This is a genomic window from Trinickia sp. Z7 (assembly GCF_056498045.1).
Window position 1 is genome coordinate 214,657 of sequence record NZ_JAUEQW010000005.1, and the last position, 14,385, is coordinate 229,041.

Sequence of the window (14,385 nt, forward strand, 5' to 3'; positions counted from 1 at the left end):
ATCTTGTTCGTTTTTATTAGAACTTGTGGCGAATGCCCACGCGCGCGACGGCCTGCTTCGACGAGCTCGAAACGTCGTCCGCCCCGGGCACGTAAGCATGATCGAGCGAAGAGCCGGTGCTGTCACCCGCCACCTTTTGGAACGCGCCTTGGATGTATACGTCGGTGCGCTTGGAAAGGTTGTAGTCGACCATCAGCCCGAACGTGTGAATCTTCGGCTTCACGCCGCCTAGCGACGTGTCGTAGTTTTCCATGGTGTAGACATACTGGGCGCCTACGTAGAGCGCCGGCGTCAACTGATATTTCCCGTTCAGCTCGAAGTTCTGAAACTTGAGCGAGTTCAAGGTCGAGCCGGCAAGCGGCCCTGTGATCGGCACGAGCGAATCCGCGGCCGTGAGGTACGCATCGGAGGTCGGATTTCGCACGGTCGTATTCGTATACACGAAGCCGGCTGTTGCAGGCCCGAACGTGTAATTGACGCCGCCGCCGAACACACGCAAGCGAGACGAGACGAAATTGGCGTCGTTCGTCGCGATCGCGCCGCCCGCCGTTACGCCGGGATTGTTCGCTTGCAAGTAAGCGCCGGCCACCAACAGGCCGCCGTTCTGATATTGAGCGCCGATGCTGTATTGGCGGTTATTCGAGAATCCCGGATCGTTGCTGAAGCTGTACGTGCCGCCGAATTGCAAGCCCGCGTAGTCGGGACTTGCATATTTAATGGTGTTGTTGACACGAAACGAGTTATCGGTGTTGTCGTTATCGAACGGGTGCGACAACAAATAGCCGCCCCAATTACCGTTCGCGGTAGTGGGGGCGAGATAGTCGACCAGCGCATCGTATTGGCGGCCTAGCGTCACCGTGCCGTACGGGCTGGCCAGCCCGACGAACGCTTGGCGGCCGAACATACGGCCACCCTGGTTCAACCGGCCCGTATTGACGTCGAAGCCGTTTTCCAACTGGAAGATCGCTTTCAACCCGTTGCCCAGATCTTCGGCGCCCTTCAAGCCCCAGCGGCTGCCTTGCGCGAAGCCGCTTGCAAGCTCGTAGTTGTGGCTGCCGCGCACGTTGTTCGTATAGTTCAACCCTTCGTCTATCAGGCCATACAACGTCACGCTATTTTGCGCGAACGCGGGAACGGCGAACGCCGTCGACGCGGCGAGACAGAGGACGTGCTTTTTCATTTCGTGCTCCAAACCGGCCAATTGATTCGAGAGACCCCGTAGATCGGGCCAAGCCCGCAGTCTTTGGCGACCGGCGATGCAATCGCTGTCGTCTCATCCGAACCGCTCGTCATCATCGTGACGCGATGGACCGAATGGTTGCACGACCCCGACGGCAAGTCCATCCCGACTAGATGCGCCGTCCAGGGTCGTTGCTTATTGCCAACTGCCGCCGCGATGGTCGTTCGGCCGCACCGATAGCCGGCAGCAAGAAATGCACACCGATAGGGTGTAACCCTGAGAAGCAAATACCGCCTGACCGGATGCGGCGCGCCATTCGAAAGGCGGTCGAAAACTAAGGGCGATCCGCCGCACCGCTTTGGTCCATTTGACAGAAAATCGCCGTGACGAACGGCGCCACGTGATGAACGATCGCCTTGCTGCCGGCCGTCCTGACGGCGGCTGCCACGCTGTCGGTCGTCCCCATCACGACCGCACCATAAGCCGAATCGGCAAGCGGTTTGCCCTTGCCCCTCTGGAACATCGGATCGTCCTTTTGAAAGCCGACGATCGCGAACACGTGATAGCCGAATGCGGTCAAATCCGCGCCGTGAGAAGGATCGAACGCATTGATCGAATTGGGCTCCACCCGCGATGGATGCGGATCGATCAAGCCTTTGTCTTCCAATTCGCCGATGAACGCATGGGCGGACCGATCGCAATGCAGCGGCTCGTCGAGCGATGCGGCCAATAGCGGGGCCGAACGCACGGCCGATAAGAATACGAAGGTGGCGAGGGCGAGACGTTTCATGGCGGCAAAAAAATTACGCACCGTTACACCGGAGGGCTCAGGATTCGGAAGGGACCGAGCGCACGAACCATGCCGGAGCGGCTTAACGAAGAAAGATGGCACTCTACCGGGTTTGGCAACTCGGCGTTCGCCGCCCCGCGCCGGTCCGGCGCGAATGCGCCGTTCGCAAACAACGCTCCGTAAAAGCGTATATATTGCTTCGGATGGAAAATCGCGCCGAACCTTCCCTTCGCGCCATCGCTCCCATGCCCCGAACGTGGGACGCTCGGCTCGCTCGCCTGCTCGTCACGCCGCTGAAAGACACGCGCGTCACGCCCAATCACCTGACCACACTGCGCCTCGTCGTCGGCATGGCCGGGGCGGCCGCGCTCGCTCAACCCGGGTTCGGATGGCTCAACGCCGGCGCCCTGCTGGTCGTCCTGTCCAATTTCTTCGATCACACCGACGGAGAACTGGCGCGCATCAGCGGTAAATCGAGCAAGTTCGGGCACTTCTACGACCTTGCAAGCGATGCGTTCGTGACCATCGCATTGTTCGTCTCGATGGGCGTCGGCATCGCGAGCGGCCACGGAGATGGCGTGTTTGCGCAAGCCACCTGGTTAGGCGGAGTGGCGGGCGTCGCCGTCGCCCTCATTTTCTATTTGCGAATGCGCATCGAATCGCTGGCGGGTAAAGCCGGGACTCGGCAGGCGTCGGCGGCCGGCTTCGAAACGGAAGACGTGCTCTATCTGTTGCCGCTCGTCACGCTCACGCGCACGGTCGAGCCGTTTCTGATCGCCGCTTCGATCGGCGCTCCGATCTTTGCGCTGTGGGTCGCATTCGATTATCGGCGCATCGTGCGGCGCGCGCCGCCGCGCGAGCCGGCAAACGAAGCCTGGGTGTCGCGATGAATGCACGGGTACATGCAAGCGATGCCCGAGTACCGGCATCGTCTCCGGGCCATGAGCCGCAGGCCCGCGCTGCGTCGATCGACACAATGCTGAGCGACACGCTGCGCGGGCTCGATCGCAATGCGCTGCGGGCGCAGTTCATGCGGCAGGGCGCATTCCTTTATCTCGACACGTTCCTCCCGGACGGGCTCACCGCTCGGCTCGCCGACAGCGCTCGCTCGCTCGAGCCTGCGGTCAACCGCAACTACTTGCCCGGCCATAAGCAAGGGGGCAGCGTCAGCCGCCATACGATCGATCGGCTCGCGCCGCAGATCGCCGAGCTGTACCGCTCTCGCGCCCTGATCGAATGGCTCGAAGCGATCACCGGCGACAAGCTGCTGCTTTCGCCCGACGACGACCCGCACGCGTATGCGCTTTATTACTACACGCGCGCGGGCGACCACATCGGCTGGCATTACGACACCTCCTATTACGACGGGCGCCGTTATACGCTTCTGATCGGCGTCATCGACGAATCGTCGTGCCGGCTCGACTACGAGTTGCATACGCGCACTCCCGGCGTTGCGACGATCGCGGATTCGATCCAGTATCCGCCGGGCGCGATCGTGCTGTTCGACGGCGACAAGCTTCGTCACCGAATCACACCGGCCAAAGCCGGCGACATGCGAGTGTCGTTGACGTTCGAATACGTGACCGACGCGCGCATGCGCCCCTGGCGGCGCTTCGTCTCGAACATGAAAGACGCGATCGCCTACTTCGGTTTTCGCCAAGTGTTCCGCTCGCGCGACGCAGCGTCCGCCGAGAAGGGCGCGACATGACGCGAACGGCGGCGATCCTGCTCTCGCTCGGCGCGGCGGTTTTCGTGGCCCTGCTGGCGCGGCAAGGCGCAGGCGCGGTCGCAGCCACGCTCGCGTCGGCGGGCTGGGGGCTGCTCGCCGTTGCGGCGTTTCACGCATTCCCGCTCGCCGTCGACGCCGCGGCGCTCGCCGTGTTGCTCGCGCGCCCAGCCTCGTTCGTCGATGCGCTGCGCGCGCGGTGGGCCGGGGAATCGGCCAACAGCTTGTTGCCGGCGGGTCAGATCGGCGGCCCTGTCCTCATGGCGCGGCATTTGGCGCAGCGCGGCGTGCCGATGCCCGAGGCGGCCGCCGCCGTCACCGTATCGACCACGCTGCAGTCGGTCGCGCAAATCGCTTTCGCATTGATCGGGCTGACGGCGTTCGCCGCTTTTTCGGCCACGCATCATGAAAATGTCCACGCGGCGCACACGCTGCACGTTGCGACGCTGGGTGCGGCGGGCGTCTTCGCGGCTGCGCTCGCGACGTTTTATTACGCGCAGCAACGCGGCCTGTTCGGCCGCTTCTCGCGCTTGATCGGCAAGGCGCTAGGCGCGCAGCGGGCTTTGCGCGCGACCGCGCGCGCCGATGCGATCGACCAAGCCGTGCGCAATCTCTATCGCGCGCACGGGCGCGTCGCCGCGTCGTTCGCGCTGAGCTTTGCGGGGTGGGTCGTCGGCATCGGCGAGGTATGGCTCGCCCTCGCCTTCATCGGACATCCGGTCAGTTGGCTCGATGCGCTGCTGCTCGAAAGCGTGGGCCAGGCGATACGCGGCGCGGCGTTCGCGATTCCCGGCTCGCTCGGCGCCCAGGAAGGCGGCTTCCTGCTGCTCGCCCCGCTCGTCGGGCTCACGCCCGATGTCGCGCTGGCGCTGTCGCTTGCCAAGCGCGCGAGAGAGCTTGCACTCGGCTTGCCAGGCATGGTCTATTTGCATTGGAGTGAACGGGATTGGCGGCGCCGGCGTGCGCCGCGCGTGCCGCTTACCGATTGACGCGAGCCGGCCGCCGCGTCTTTCGGCTTCTTGCCAGGAGAAAAACAAACATGCGAGCGATCATTCTCGCCGCGGGCCTCGGCCTGCGCCTGCAGCAACCGCCCGGACAGCAATTTCCCAAGTGCTTGTTGCGCTTTCAAGGCGTGACACTGCTCGAACGCCACTTGCGTGCGTTGCGCGCGACCGGCGTCGAGCAAATCGAGCTCGCCCTCGGGTTCCAGCCCCAAAGCATCGAAGCGGAGCTCGATCGCATCGAGTGGCGGCCACGGCCGCGGATCGTGGTCAACCCGCGCTACGACCTGGGCAGCGTCTTGACGGTGCATACGATGGCCGAGGCGCTCACACGTGGCGGCGACGTGTTGCTGATGGATGCCGACGTGCTGTATGACGAAGCGATCTTGCGTGCGCTCGTGGCGGGCGCAAGCGTCGATCGGCTATTGATCGATCGAGACTTCGAAGCCGGCGACGAGCCCGTCAAATTGTGCTTGCGGGAAGGCATGCCGGTCGAACTGCGCAAGCAGCTCGCGGTTGGGTTGCAGTACGACACGATCGGCGAATCGATCGGCTTCTTTCGCTTTAGGGAGAGCACCGCACGCCGCCTTGCCGAGATCGTCGCCGGCTATGTTGCGAGCGGCCGCACCAACCTGCCGCACGAAGAAGCCGTGCGCGATCTGTTGTTGGAAGGAGCTCGCCCCTATGACGTCGCCGACGTCACCGGCCTGCCGTGGATCGAAATCGATTTCCCGAGCGACGTCGCCCGCGCCGAGCGCGAGGTGCTGCCCCGTCTCGCGCAACCGGCGGGAGCCGAACGATGAACGCACGCGAGCCAGCTATCGTCACCCGTTCTCGCTTCGAACGATTGCGCGAGATGCTCGTCAGCGACGAGCTCGAATTCTTGATGGAGGCACATAACGGTCTATCCGCTCGCATCGTGCGCGAGGCCGGATTCAAAGGCATATGGGCGTCCGGGCTCGCGATTTCGGCGCAGTTCGGCGTGCGCGACAACAACGAGGCAAGCTGGACCCAGGTGGTCGACACACTCGAGTTCATGGCCGACGCGAGCGACCTGCCGATCCTGCTCGACGGCGACACGGGCTACGGCAACTTCAACAACGTTCGGCGCCTCGTGCGCAAGCTCGAGCAACGCGGCATCGCCGGCGTGTGCATCGAAGACAAGCAGTTCCCGAAAACGAACAGCTTCATTGGCGGCGAACGGCAGCCGCTTGCCGATATCGACGAGTTCTGCGGCAAGATCAAGGCCGGCAAAGATTCGCAGTCCGAAGCGAATTTTTCCATCGTGGCACGCGTGGAAGCGCTCATCGCGGGTTGGGGGCTGCAGGAAGCGCTCGCACGCGCGGAGGCCTACCGGCTCGCCGGCGCGGACGCCATCTTGGTCCACAGCAAGCTGTCGCGTCCCGATGAGATCCTCGCGTTCGCTCGCGAATGGGCGGGCCGCGCCCCGCTCGTCATCGTGCCGACGAAGTACTACAGCACGCCAACAGAAGTGTTTCGAAAGGCGGGGATCAGCACGGTCATTTGGGCCAATCATCTCGTTCGCGCGGCAGCGTCGTCCATGCAAGCGGTCGCGAAGGAAATTCACCGCAGCGAGACGCTCGTCAACGTCGAAGAACGAATCGCCAGCGTAGAGGAAATCTTTCGGCTGCAAAACGCAGACGAATATGCGGCGGCCGAACGTGTCTATCTGGCTGCCTCGCGCAAGCCGAGCGCCGCGATCGTCCTGGCGGCGAGCCGCGGGCGCGGGCTCGAAGCCGTCACCGCCGAACGCCCGAAGGTGATGCTGCCCGTTGCGGGCAAGCCGCTACTGCGCTGGCTCGTCGATGCATTCAAGAAACATGGGATCAACGACATCACCGTCGTGGGCGGGTACCGCGCCGATGCAATCGATACGGCGGGCATCAAGCTCGTCCTCAACGAACACTATGCGCAAACGGGCGAGCTCGCCTCGCTAGCCTGCGCCGTCGACGCCGGCGAGCTTACCGCCGACACGATGATCTCCTACGGCGACTTGCTCTTTCGCAGCTACATCCTGCGCGACCTCGTCGAAAACGATGCGCCGTTCACTGTCGTCGTGGATTCTTCGCACTCCCAGGCATCGAATCGCACTGCGCGCGACTTTGCCTATTGCTCGGCGCCGGACGAGCGCGCCCTGTTCGGCCGCAAAACCCTGTTGCAGCGCATTCGCAGCGGCAAGGCGGACAGCGCGTCGCCCGACGGTAGATGGATAGGCCTGCTGAGTGTTCGCGGGCGAGGCATCGAACGCCTGCGATCGATGCTTGCAGAACTGAGGTTGCAACCGGACTTCGACTCGCTCGACGTTCCGGCGCTCATCAACGCGCTCATCGACGCGGGCGAGCAGATCGAGGTGCAATACGTCCATGGGCATTGGTGCGGGGTGAACGACCTGGAAGATTTCAGGCGCGCGGGCGATTTCGCGCATGCGCAAACGCCATTCGCGCTCGGGCGCGGCAACGGTCAGGGGGACGGGCAATGATCGAAGCCGCACAATTCGTCGAGGCGGCGCGGCGCCGTGGCTTCTCGTGGTACGCAGGCGTGCCCTGCTCGTTTCTCACGCCATTCATCAACTACGTCCTGCAAGACCCCTCGCTGCACTACATCAGCGCCGCGAACGAGGGCGATGCGGTCGCGCTGATCGCAGGGGTTGCGCTCGGCGCGCGCGCCGGCGAGCGCGGCGTCACGATGATGCAGAACTCCGGCCTAGGCAATGCCGTCAGTCCGCTCACGTCGCTGACGTGGACGTTCCGCCTGCCGCAGTTGCTCATCGTGACCTGGCGCGGAGAACCGGGCGTGGCCGACGAGCCGCAGCACGCGCTGATGGGGCCGATCACCCCGGCACTCATCGAAACCATGGAGATAGCCTGGGAGCCGTTCCCCACCGACGCCGAAGCGGTCGAGCCCGCACTCGAGCGGGCCGTCGCGCATATGGATAAAACCGGCCGCCCCTATGCGCTCGTCATGCGCAAGGGTAGCGTCGCGCCGTATCCGCTCGCGCAAACGAAGGCGCCGAGCCGAGCTTCATGCACGGCACGCACGCAGTGGCGCGGCGCGCCTGCGGACGGCTTGCCGTCGCGGCGCGAAGCACTCGAGCGCGTCGTTGCGCACACGCCGCTCGACGCGACGGTGGTGCTTGCCTCGACGGGGTTTTGCGGGCGCGAACTCTATGCGTTGGACGATCGGCCCAATCAGCTCTATATGGTGGGCTCGATGGGATGCGTGACGCCGCTTGCGCTAGGCCTTTCGCTCGCGCGCCCCGACTTGAACGTCGTTGCCATCGACGGCGACGGCGCCGCGCTCATGAGGATGGGCGCCTTCGCCACACTGGGCGCATACGGCCGCAACAACCTGACGCACCTGCTGCTCGACAACGGCGCGCACGAGTCCACCGGCGGGCAGGCTACGGTCTCGCCGCACGTGTCGTTCGCCGCGATCGCTGCCGCGTGCGGCTATGAAGCCGCGATCGAAGGCGACGACCTTTCCGTCGTCGATACGCTGCTTGCGCAGCCACGCCCTGACGGCGCCGCTGACGGGCCCCGTTTCGCGCGCTTGGCGATTCGGCGCGGCACCGCGGACAACCTGCCGCGCCCCACCATCACGCCCGCAGATGTAAAAGCACGCTTGATGCGCCATATCGGCGCGACATAAGGATATTTGCCCGATGAAGACGCTCTTGCTCAACCCCGGCCCCGTGACCCTATCCGAGCGCGTGCGCCAAAGCCTGCTGCAACCCGATCTATGTCATCGCGAAAGCGATTTCTATGACCTGCAGGATGAGGCGCGCAAGCGGTTGCTGGATGCCTACGGCCTCGATCCGCAAAAATGGGCGGCGACTCTGATGACGGCCTCGGGCACCGGCGCCGTCGAAAGCATGATCGCTTCGGTGGTTCCGGCCGATGGCCGCTTGCTCGTCGTGCAAAACGGTGTCTACGGCGAGCGCATCGCGAACATCGCCAAGCAGTACGGGATCGAATATCTCGCGCTCGCACACGATTGGATGAGCGCCCCCGATCTCGCTGCGGTTGCGAGATGTCTCGACACGGAAGGCCCCTTTTCGCACGTGGCGGTCGTCCATCACGAGACGACGACGGGCCGCCTGAACGACTTGCATGGGATCGGTGCGTTATGCGCATTGCACGGCGTGCAGCTACTCATCGACGCGGTCAGCAGCTTCGGTGCGGAGACCATCGATTTCGATGCGGCGAACATTGCCGCGGTTGCGGCGACGGCGAATAAATGCTTGCACGGCGTGCCAGGCGCGTCGTTCGTCATCGCTACCCACGAGGCGATCGAGCGGGCGGCAAGCCGGACCTATTATCTGGATCTGGGCCGCCTTGCCCGAATGCAAGCGGCGCGCAACACGCCGTTCACGCCCTCTGTCCATGCGTATTACGCGCTGGTCGAAGCGTTGCGCGAGTTCGAGGACGAAGGCGGTGTGCCCGCAAGGCACGCGCGCTATGCGGCGCTGGCCGAGCAAGTGCGCAGCGGCCTCGCCGCGCGCGGCATGGCCTCGATCCTGCCGCCCGAGCACTCGTCGGTCGTGCTGCGTGCGTATGAGTTGCCGAGCGGCGTCGCCTATGAGCCGTTGCACGATGCGCTCAAAGCACACGGCTTCGTGATTTATGCGGGGCAAGGCGATTTGTCGAAACAGCTGTTCCGAATCTCCACCATGGGCGCACTGACCGCGGCCGACATCGAGCGCTTGCTGCAAGCCTTCGACGTACTGACGCGGTGATGCAGCTCGCACTCGATGTGCGATGGACGATGGACGATCCACGGTTATCCAAATTATACCGATAAAGTATAATTATCAATTATCTGTTAACTCAGGATAACCCAATGGAGCTAACCGAACTGTGGCACTTCCCGCGCCCCGATCTTGCGCGCGCCTATCTCGCCACGCTCGATGCCGGACTCATTACGTCCACGACGATATTCGCACCGCGCCGCACCGGTAAAACCGCGTTCTTATTGCGAGACCTCAAGCCGTACGCCGAGGCCGAGGGCTACACGGTGGTCTATGCGGATCTCTGGCAAACGCGGCAAACGCCGGGCGCCGCCTTGGTTCGAGCCCTCGAAGAGGCCCTCGAACCGCATTCGCTGCTCGAAAAAGTCATCGCACGGCTTCAGACGCCGGTCAAGGCCCTGAAGGGCAAAGCGGAATTCGCCGGCGCCAAGATCGAAGGGCACATCGAACTCGAAGACGATCAAACGCGCAAGATCACCGACACCGCCCTGCTCCTCGACGCCCTCGTGGCCGAGCTCGCGAAACGCAGGCCCGTGCTGTTCCTCATCGACGAAGCACAAGCGCTAGGCCGCAGCAAGGAGGGCGAGGAAATGGCGCGCGCGCTGCGCACCACGTTGACCAAACATCAGCGCAAGCTTCGCATGCTGTTTACCGGGTCTTCGCGCACCAAGCTCGGCCATGTCTTCACGAATGCGAACGCACCGCTTTACTCGGCCGCCAGCACGGTGCAGGACTTCCAGTTGCTCGGCGACGAGTTCGTCGATTACATTGCCCGCCGCTTCAAGGAATCGACCAAGCGCAAGCTCGACACGGCCGCCGCGCGCGAGGCGTTCGCTCTCTTCGGGCGGCGGCCCGAGCCCCTGATGGAAACGGTGCTTGCGCTCATGATGAGTCCGGCGCTGACCTTCCCCGAGGCGATCGCGATGCAACAGGAAAAGCTCGCACGCACCGAGAACCACGAGGGAACATGGAATTCGCTGGACGCGACCGAACGCGTTCTGGTGCGGATGTTTGCCGACGATCCTTCGATGAAGCCCTTTGCCAAAGCGACGCTCGTGCGGATTCGCAAGCGCGTGGGTATCGAAGATCTGCAGGCCACCCACGTCCAAAAGGCGCTCGGCCGCCTCGCGGAAAAGACGGTGGTGGCCAAGAGCCCGCGAGAGGTCTACGAATTCGAGAACGATAGCTTCGCGGACTGGGTACGGAATATCGTCGACTGAACGAATCACTCAACAATAATTCGTTTTCATTAAACAATTACGACGGCCGCGCGCTCGCCCGCCTCGCTCCGCCCGCACCGCCATCCCGCTTAATTTCCAAGGGTTTTCCATAGTTCAAGTCGGCCGCAGCGCTGCTAGACTTCGCCTCAAGTTTAGTAACTCAACAATCAACTAAACAATCGTCGGCGCACCGGCACGCGCCGCTCCGATTGCGAACGGCTGGACATGGAGGTGGCAATGACGCCCGAAACTCTGGAAGGACTGCTACGCGCCATCGCACGAACGATCGTCGAACATGCCGATGAATTGACGGCGCTCGATCAGGCGATCGGTGACGGCGACCACGGCCTGAACATGAAACGCGGCTTCGAACACGTGGCGGGACGAGCGGCCGAGCTTTCCCAGCGGCCATTGGCCGAAGCCGTGACGGAAGCGGGCAAAATGCTGGTCATGACCGTCGGCGGCGCGTCGGGCCCGCTTTATGGCACGTTCTTCATGACTTTCGGCAAGGCGCTGCCCACCCAGCCCGGATTGCCCGATCTGGCCGAGGCGTTCGATGCCGCCGTGGCGGCCGTCGAGCGGCGCGGCAAATCCACGGCTGGCCAAAAGACGCTGCTCGACGTGCTCGTGCCCGTGCAGCAGCAACTGCGTGTCCCCGGCGAGCGACTGCTCGCACGCATCAAGCAAACAGCGCTTCATGCCGCGCAGGCCACCACGCCGATGCGCGCGATTCGGGGCCGCGCGTCGTTTCTTGGCGAACGATCGGTTGGCCACATGGACCCGGGCGCGCGTTCTTGCGCGCTCGTCATTGCAACGTTGTGCGATTTTCTCGAGGGTTGAACCGTGTCGAATGTCGGAATCGTCATCGTCTCTCACTCCGCCAAAGTTGCCGAAGGCGCGGCGGACATGGTGCGGCAAATGGTAGGCGATAGCGTGCCGCTCGCCTATACCGGCGGCAATGCCGACGGCGGGCTCGGCACCGATGTCGGCGCCATCGCCGACGCCATCGAGCGCGCGTGGTCGGACGCGGGCGTCGTCGTGCTCGTCGATCTCGGCGGCGCGGAAACGAACAGCGAGATGGCCATCGAAATGCTCGACGACGCTCGCCGCGACAAGGTATTGCTGAGCAATGCGCCGCTCGTCGAAGGCGCGGTGATCGCCGCCGCCGAAGCATCGGGCGGCGCAAGCGCGCTGCAAGTGAAAAGCATGGCCGAAGAACTCCAGTCGCATTGAACGAGGAACATCACATGTCGGATACGGTTGTCGCCGGTCACGCCTGCTTGTCCAACCCCACGGGGTTGCATGCTCGGCCGAGCGTGAGGCTCACGCAACTTGCCAAATCGTTCGTCGCGCAAGTCGAAATTGCCCTCTCCTCAGACGGCCCGTGGGTCAACGCAAAAAGCCCTGTCAAAGTGATGGGCTTTCAGGCCGAAGCGGGTGCGGTGCTGCATTTTCGCGCCACCGGTGAACAAGCGGCGCAAGCCGTCGCGGCGATGATCGCGCTCGTCGAGGGCAACTTCGGCGAAGCTGCCCACGCTCACCCGGAGGACCACCGACATGGTTGAGCGCGTGCTCTCGGGTCAACCCGCCTCGACTGGCTTCGCGGCGGGACCGCTCATGCGCCTCGCGCCGGCTCGCACGCCGGTGCGCGAGCGCGTCAAACACGCCAAGATCGAGCATGAGCTGCAGGCACTGCGCGAGGCAGTGTCGCGCGCGGCGCAGCAATTGCAAGCGCTCACGGAACGGGCCGATACCGCAGCCGCCGACGTTCTCGGCTTTCAGTTGGCGCTCATCGAAGACGAGACGTTGACACAGCCCATCTATGAAGCCGTGCGATGCGGACAAGCTGCCGATCGTGCCTGGGCCGGCGCGTTGGACGATGAGATCGAGCACTACACGGCTTCGTCGAATGAATACTTCCGCGCGCGTGCATCCGATTTGCGCGATCTGCGCGATCGTGTGCTCGGCATCCTGTTCGGAGACGATGCAACGCCAATACTGCGCCCAGGGGCCGTCGTCGTGGCCGACGATCTCTCACCCTCGGCGTTTCTTGCGATCGATTGGTCCTCGGCACGCGCGATCGTGCTCACACGGGGCAGCGCCAGCAGTCACGTCGCGATGCTTGCGCGCGCCAAAGGCGTGCCGATGATCGTCGGCCTCGCGGGCGAGCTCCCCGATCAAGCAAGCGAAGTGCTCGTCGATGCGGTGTCGGGCACACTCCACGTCGACCCCGACGAGGACGATCGCCGCCGCTTCGCTACGCGGATGGAACGCGAGGCGGCTCGGCGCGCTTCGGCTACGCGGCGCATCCGCGAGGCCGCCGTCACACGGGACGGCGTGCGGGTGGCCGTGCGCATCAATGTGGCCAGTCTCGAAGAACTCGAGCGCTTCGATGCCGCCGCTTGCGACGGCATCGGGCTCGTGCGCACGGAGTTGATGTTCGGCAAGAACTTCGCGCACGCCGACGAAAACACCCAATATCACGCTTATCGATGCCTCCTCGATTGGAGCTTGGGCAAGCCCGTCGTCGTTCGTACGCTCGATGCCGGCGCTGACAAGCCCATGGACGGCATCACGCTCGAACATGAATCGAATCCGTTTCTCGGCGTGCGCGGCGTGCGGCTCTCATTGGCGCGCCCCGACCTGTTTCGCGTGCAGTTGCGCGCCCTCGCGCGGGCGGCCGCACACGGCAATCTCAAGGTGATGATCCCAATGGTGACGACGCCGAGCGAACTCGAAGCCGTGCGCGTCATGCTCGCCGACGAATTACGGCAACTCGAGCGCGCGGGCGTCGACGCACGCATGCCGCCGCTCGGCATGATGGTGGAAGTGCCCGCCGCCGCGCTTGCGCCCGAGTCGTTCGACGCCGATTTCCAGTCGATCGGCTCCAACGATCTCACGCAATACGTGACGGCCGCCGGGCGCGACAACGCCGCGGTGGCGAGCCTGGCCGATCCGCTCAATCCAGCCGTGCTGCGGCTCATTGCGCACGTCGCGCGACACGGCGCCGCGAGCGGCGTCGAAGTGAGCCTGTGCGGCGATGCCGCGGCCGACACGGCCGTGCTCCCATATTTGCTCGCTTGCGGGCTGCGCACGCTTTCGGTCGGAGTCGCCAGCGTCGCACGCGTGAAAGCAGCCATTGCCGAACTCGACCTCCGCGCATCGATCTCGACGCTCGCCTTCGATGTCGCCCCGCTTCGACTCCAATCATGACCGACGACTCCAAAAGCGCCGGCGCGCGCGAAGACTTCGTCGCCGAATACAAGCGCATCCTCGCTCGCGTGCTGGACACCCGCCCTTCGGGCACACGCCAGCATTTGGCAGCGGCGCTCGGCAAGCATCGCTCATTCGTCTCCCAGATCAGCAATCCGGCATACGCGACGCCGATTCCCGTCGATCACCTGAGCACGATCTTCACCGTCTGCCACTTCTCCACCGCGGAGAAGCGCGTCTTTCTCGATCTGTACCGGCAGGCGCATCCCCGCCGTCAGTTGCCCACGGGCAATGGACACGGGACCCGGACCATTAGCGTGACACTGCCCGATTTGGGCGACGAAACGAATCGCCACGTCGATCACCTCGTCGCCGAGTTCGTTCGCACACTCACGCAGATGGCGCAAACCTTCGCATCCGATACGTCCGGCATTGCCGACGCTTCCGAAAGGCAGCGGCCTTCGGCGGGACTCGACTAGCGCTGGCC

The 14,385-nt window shown here is 64.1% G+C and carries 15 protein-coding genes; 13 read left to right on the top strand and 2 right to left on the bottom strand.

Translation table 11 applies throughout. The features are described from left to right. Positions 1–16 precede the first annotated feature (16 nt). The gene (locus tag QQS38_RS11805) at positions 17–1,180 is read right to left on the bottom strand and encodes a porin (RefSeq protein WP_479645556.1); all 1,164 of its coding nucleotides are present in this window, start codon (positions 1,178–1,180) and stop codon (positions 17–19) included. Positions 1,181–1,514: 334 nt separating this feature from the next. Beyond that, positions 1,515–1,970: a hypothetical protein gene (locus tag QQS38_RS11810; RefSeq protein ID WP_479645557.1), complete on the bottom strand. Its 456-nt coding sequence runs from the start codon at positions 1,968–1,970 to the stop codon at positions 1,515–1,517. Positions 1,971–2,173: 203 nt separating this feature from the next. Between QQS38_RS11810 and QQS38_RS11815 the strand changes: the two genes are divergently transcribed. The 13 genes from QQS38_RS11815 to QQS38_RS11875 all read left to right on the top strand — a co-directional run bounded on the left by QQS38_RS11815 (position 2,174) and on the right by QQS38_RS11875 (position 14,377). Further along, the gene (locus tag QQS38_RS11815) at positions 2,174–2,860 is read left to right on the top strand and encodes a CDP-alcohol phosphatidyltransferase family protein (protein ID WP_479645558.1); all 687 of its coding nucleotides are present in this window, start codon (positions 2,174–2,176) and stop codon (positions 2,858–2,860) included. 86 nt (positions 2,861–2,946) lie between these two features. After that, positions 2,947–3,678 carry a HalD/BesD family halogenase gene (locus QQS38_RS11820; RefSeq protein WP_479645559.1) on the top strand — a complete coding sequence of 244 codons (732 nt, stop codon included), beginning with the start codon at positions 2,947–2,949 and terminating at the stop codon, positions 3,676–3,678. After that, positions 3,675–4,685: a flippase-like domain-containing protein gene (locus tag QQS38_RS11825; RefSeq protein ID WP_479645560.1), complete on the top strand. Its 1,011-nt coding sequence runs from the start codon at positions 3,675–3,677 to the stop codon at positions 4,683–4,685. The genes QQS38_RS11820 and QQS38_RS11825 overlap by 4 nt, the downstream gene beginning before the upstream one ends. A 50-nt stretch (positions 4,686–4,735) precedes the next feature. Continuing rightward, a complete protein-coding gene (locus tag QQS38_RS11830; protein WP_479645561.1) occupies positions 4,736–5,500 on the top strand; it encodes a phosphocholine cytidylyltransferase family protein in 765 nt (254 codons plus the stop codon). Further along, positions 5,497–7,197 carry a phosphoenolpyruvate mutase gene (aepX, locus tag QQS38_RS11835; RefSeq protein ID WP_479645562.1) on the top strand — a complete coding sequence of 567 codons (1,701 nt, stop codon included), beginning with the start codon at positions 5,497–5,499 and terminating at the stop codon, positions 7,195–7,197. Before QQS38_RS11830 ends, aepX begins: the two co-directional genes overlap by 4 nt. Next, the gene (gene aepY, locus QQS38_RS11840; protein ID WP_479645563.1) at positions 7,194–8,366 is read left to right on the top strand and encodes a phosphonopyruvate decarboxylase; all 1,173 of its coding nucleotides are present in this window, start codon (positions 7,194–7,196) and stop codon (positions 8,364–8,366) included. The genes aepX and aepY overlap by 4 nt, the downstream gene beginning before the upstream one ends. 13 nt (positions 8,367–8,379) lie before the next feature. Next, positions 8,380–9,453: a 2-aminoethylphosphonate aminotransferase gene (locus QQS38_RS11845; RefSeq protein ID WP_479645564.1), complete on the top strand. Its 1,074-nt coding sequence runs from the start codon at positions 8,380–8,382 to the stop codon at positions 9,451–9,453. A gap of 104 nt (positions 9,454–9,557) precedes the next feature. After that, positions 9,558–10,685 carry an AAA family ATPase gene (locus QQS38_RS11850; protein ID WP_479645565.1) on the top strand — a complete coding sequence of 376 codons (1,128 nt, stop codon included), beginning with the start codon at positions 9,558–9,560 and terminating at the stop codon, positions 10,683–10,685. A 237-nt stretch (positions 10,686–10,922) separates the two neighbouring features. Next, positions 10,923–11,525, top strand: coding sequence for a dihydroxyacetone kinase subunit DhaL (gene dhaL, locus QQS38_RS11855; protein ID WP_479645566.1), 603 nt, complete (start codon positions 10,923–10,925; stop codon positions 11,523–11,525). 3 nt (positions 11,526–11,528) lie between these two features. Beyond that, positions 11,529–11,918, top strand: a complete 390-nt coding sequence (gene dhaM, locus QQS38_RS11860; protein WP_479645567.1) for a dihydroxyacetone kinase phosphoryl donor subunit DhaM — start codon at positions 11,529–11,531, stop codon at positions 11,916–11,918. 14 nt (positions 11,919–11,932) lie between these two features. Further along, a complete protein-coding gene (locus QQS38_RS11865) occupies positions 11,933–12,250 on the top strand; it encodes an HPr family phosphocarrier protein (RefSeq protein WP_479645568.1) in 318 nt (105 codons plus the stop codon). Continuing rightward, positions 12,243–13,898: a phosphoenolpyruvate--protein phosphotransferase gene (gene ptsP / locus QQS38_RS11870; RefSeq protein ID WP_479645569.1), complete on the top strand. Its 1,656-nt coding sequence runs from the start codon at positions 12,243–12,245 to the stop codon at positions 13,896–13,898. Before QQS38_RS11865 ends, ptsP begins: the two co-directional genes overlap by 8 nt. Then, on the top strand, positions 13,895–14,377 hold the full coding sequence (locus QQS38_RS11875; protein WP_479645570.1) for a hypothetical protein: 483 nt from the start codon (positions 13,895–13,897) through the stop codon (positions 14,375–14,377). Before ptsP ends, QQS38_RS11875 begins: the two co-directional genes overlap by 4 nt. Positions 14,378–14,385 lie beyond the last annotated feature (8 nt).

Coding starts and splice junctions, on each gene's coding strand:
- QQS38_RS11805 (WP_479645556.1), bottom strand. CDS start 1,180: ATGAAAAAGCACGTCCTCTGTCTCGCCGCGTCGACGGCGTTCGCCGTT.
- QQS38_RS11850 (WP_479645565.1), top strand. CDS start 9,558: ATGGAGCTAACCGAACTGTGGCACTTCCCGCGCCCCGATCTTGCGCGC.
- aepY (WP_479645563.1), top strand. CDS start 7,194: ATGATCGAAGCCGCACAATTCGTCGAGGCGGCGCGGCGCCGTGGCTTC.
- QQS38_RS11810 (WP_479645557.1), bottom strand. CDS start 1,970: ATGAAACGTCTCGCCCTCGCCACCTTCGTATTCTTATCGGCCGTGCGT.
- QQS38_RS11815 (WP_479645558.1), top strand. CDS start 2,174: ATGGAAAATCGCGCCGAACCTTCCCTTCGCGCCATCGCTCCCATGCCC.
- QQS38_RS11830 (WP_479645561.1), top strand. CDS start 4,736: ATGCGAGCGATCATTCTCGCCGCGGGCCTCGGCCTGCGCCTGCAGCAA.
- aepX (WP_479645562.1), top strand. CDS start 5,497: ATGAACGCACGCGAGCCAGCTATCGTCACCCGTTCTCGCTTCGAACGA.
- QQS38_RS11820 (WP_479645559.1), top strand. CDS start 2,947: ATGCTGAGCGACACGCTGCGCGGGCTCGATCGCAATGCGCTGCGGGCG.
- QQS38_RS11875 (WP_479645570.1), top strand. CDS start 13,895: ATGACCGACGACTCCAAAAGCGCCGGCGCGCGCGAAGACTTCGTCGCC.
- QQS38_RS11825 (WP_479645560.1), top strand. CDS start 3,675: ATGACGCGAACGGCGGCGATCCTGCTCTCGCTCGGCGCGGCGGTTTTC.
- QQS38_RS11845 (WP_479645564.1), top strand. CDS start 8,380: ATGAAGACGCTCTTGCTCAACCCCGGCCCCGTGACCCTATCCGAGCGC.
- dhaL (WP_479645566.1), top strand. CDS start 10,923: ATGACGCCCGAAACTCTGGAAGGACTGCTACGCGCCATCGCACGAACG.
- QQS38_RS11865 (WP_479645568.1), top strand. CDS start 11,933: ATGTCGGATACGGTTGTCGCCGGTCACGCCTGCTTGTCCAACCCCACG.
- ptsP (WP_479645569.1), top strand. CDS start 12,243: ATGGTTGAGCGCGTGCTCTCGGGTCAACCCGCCTCGACTGGCTTCGCG.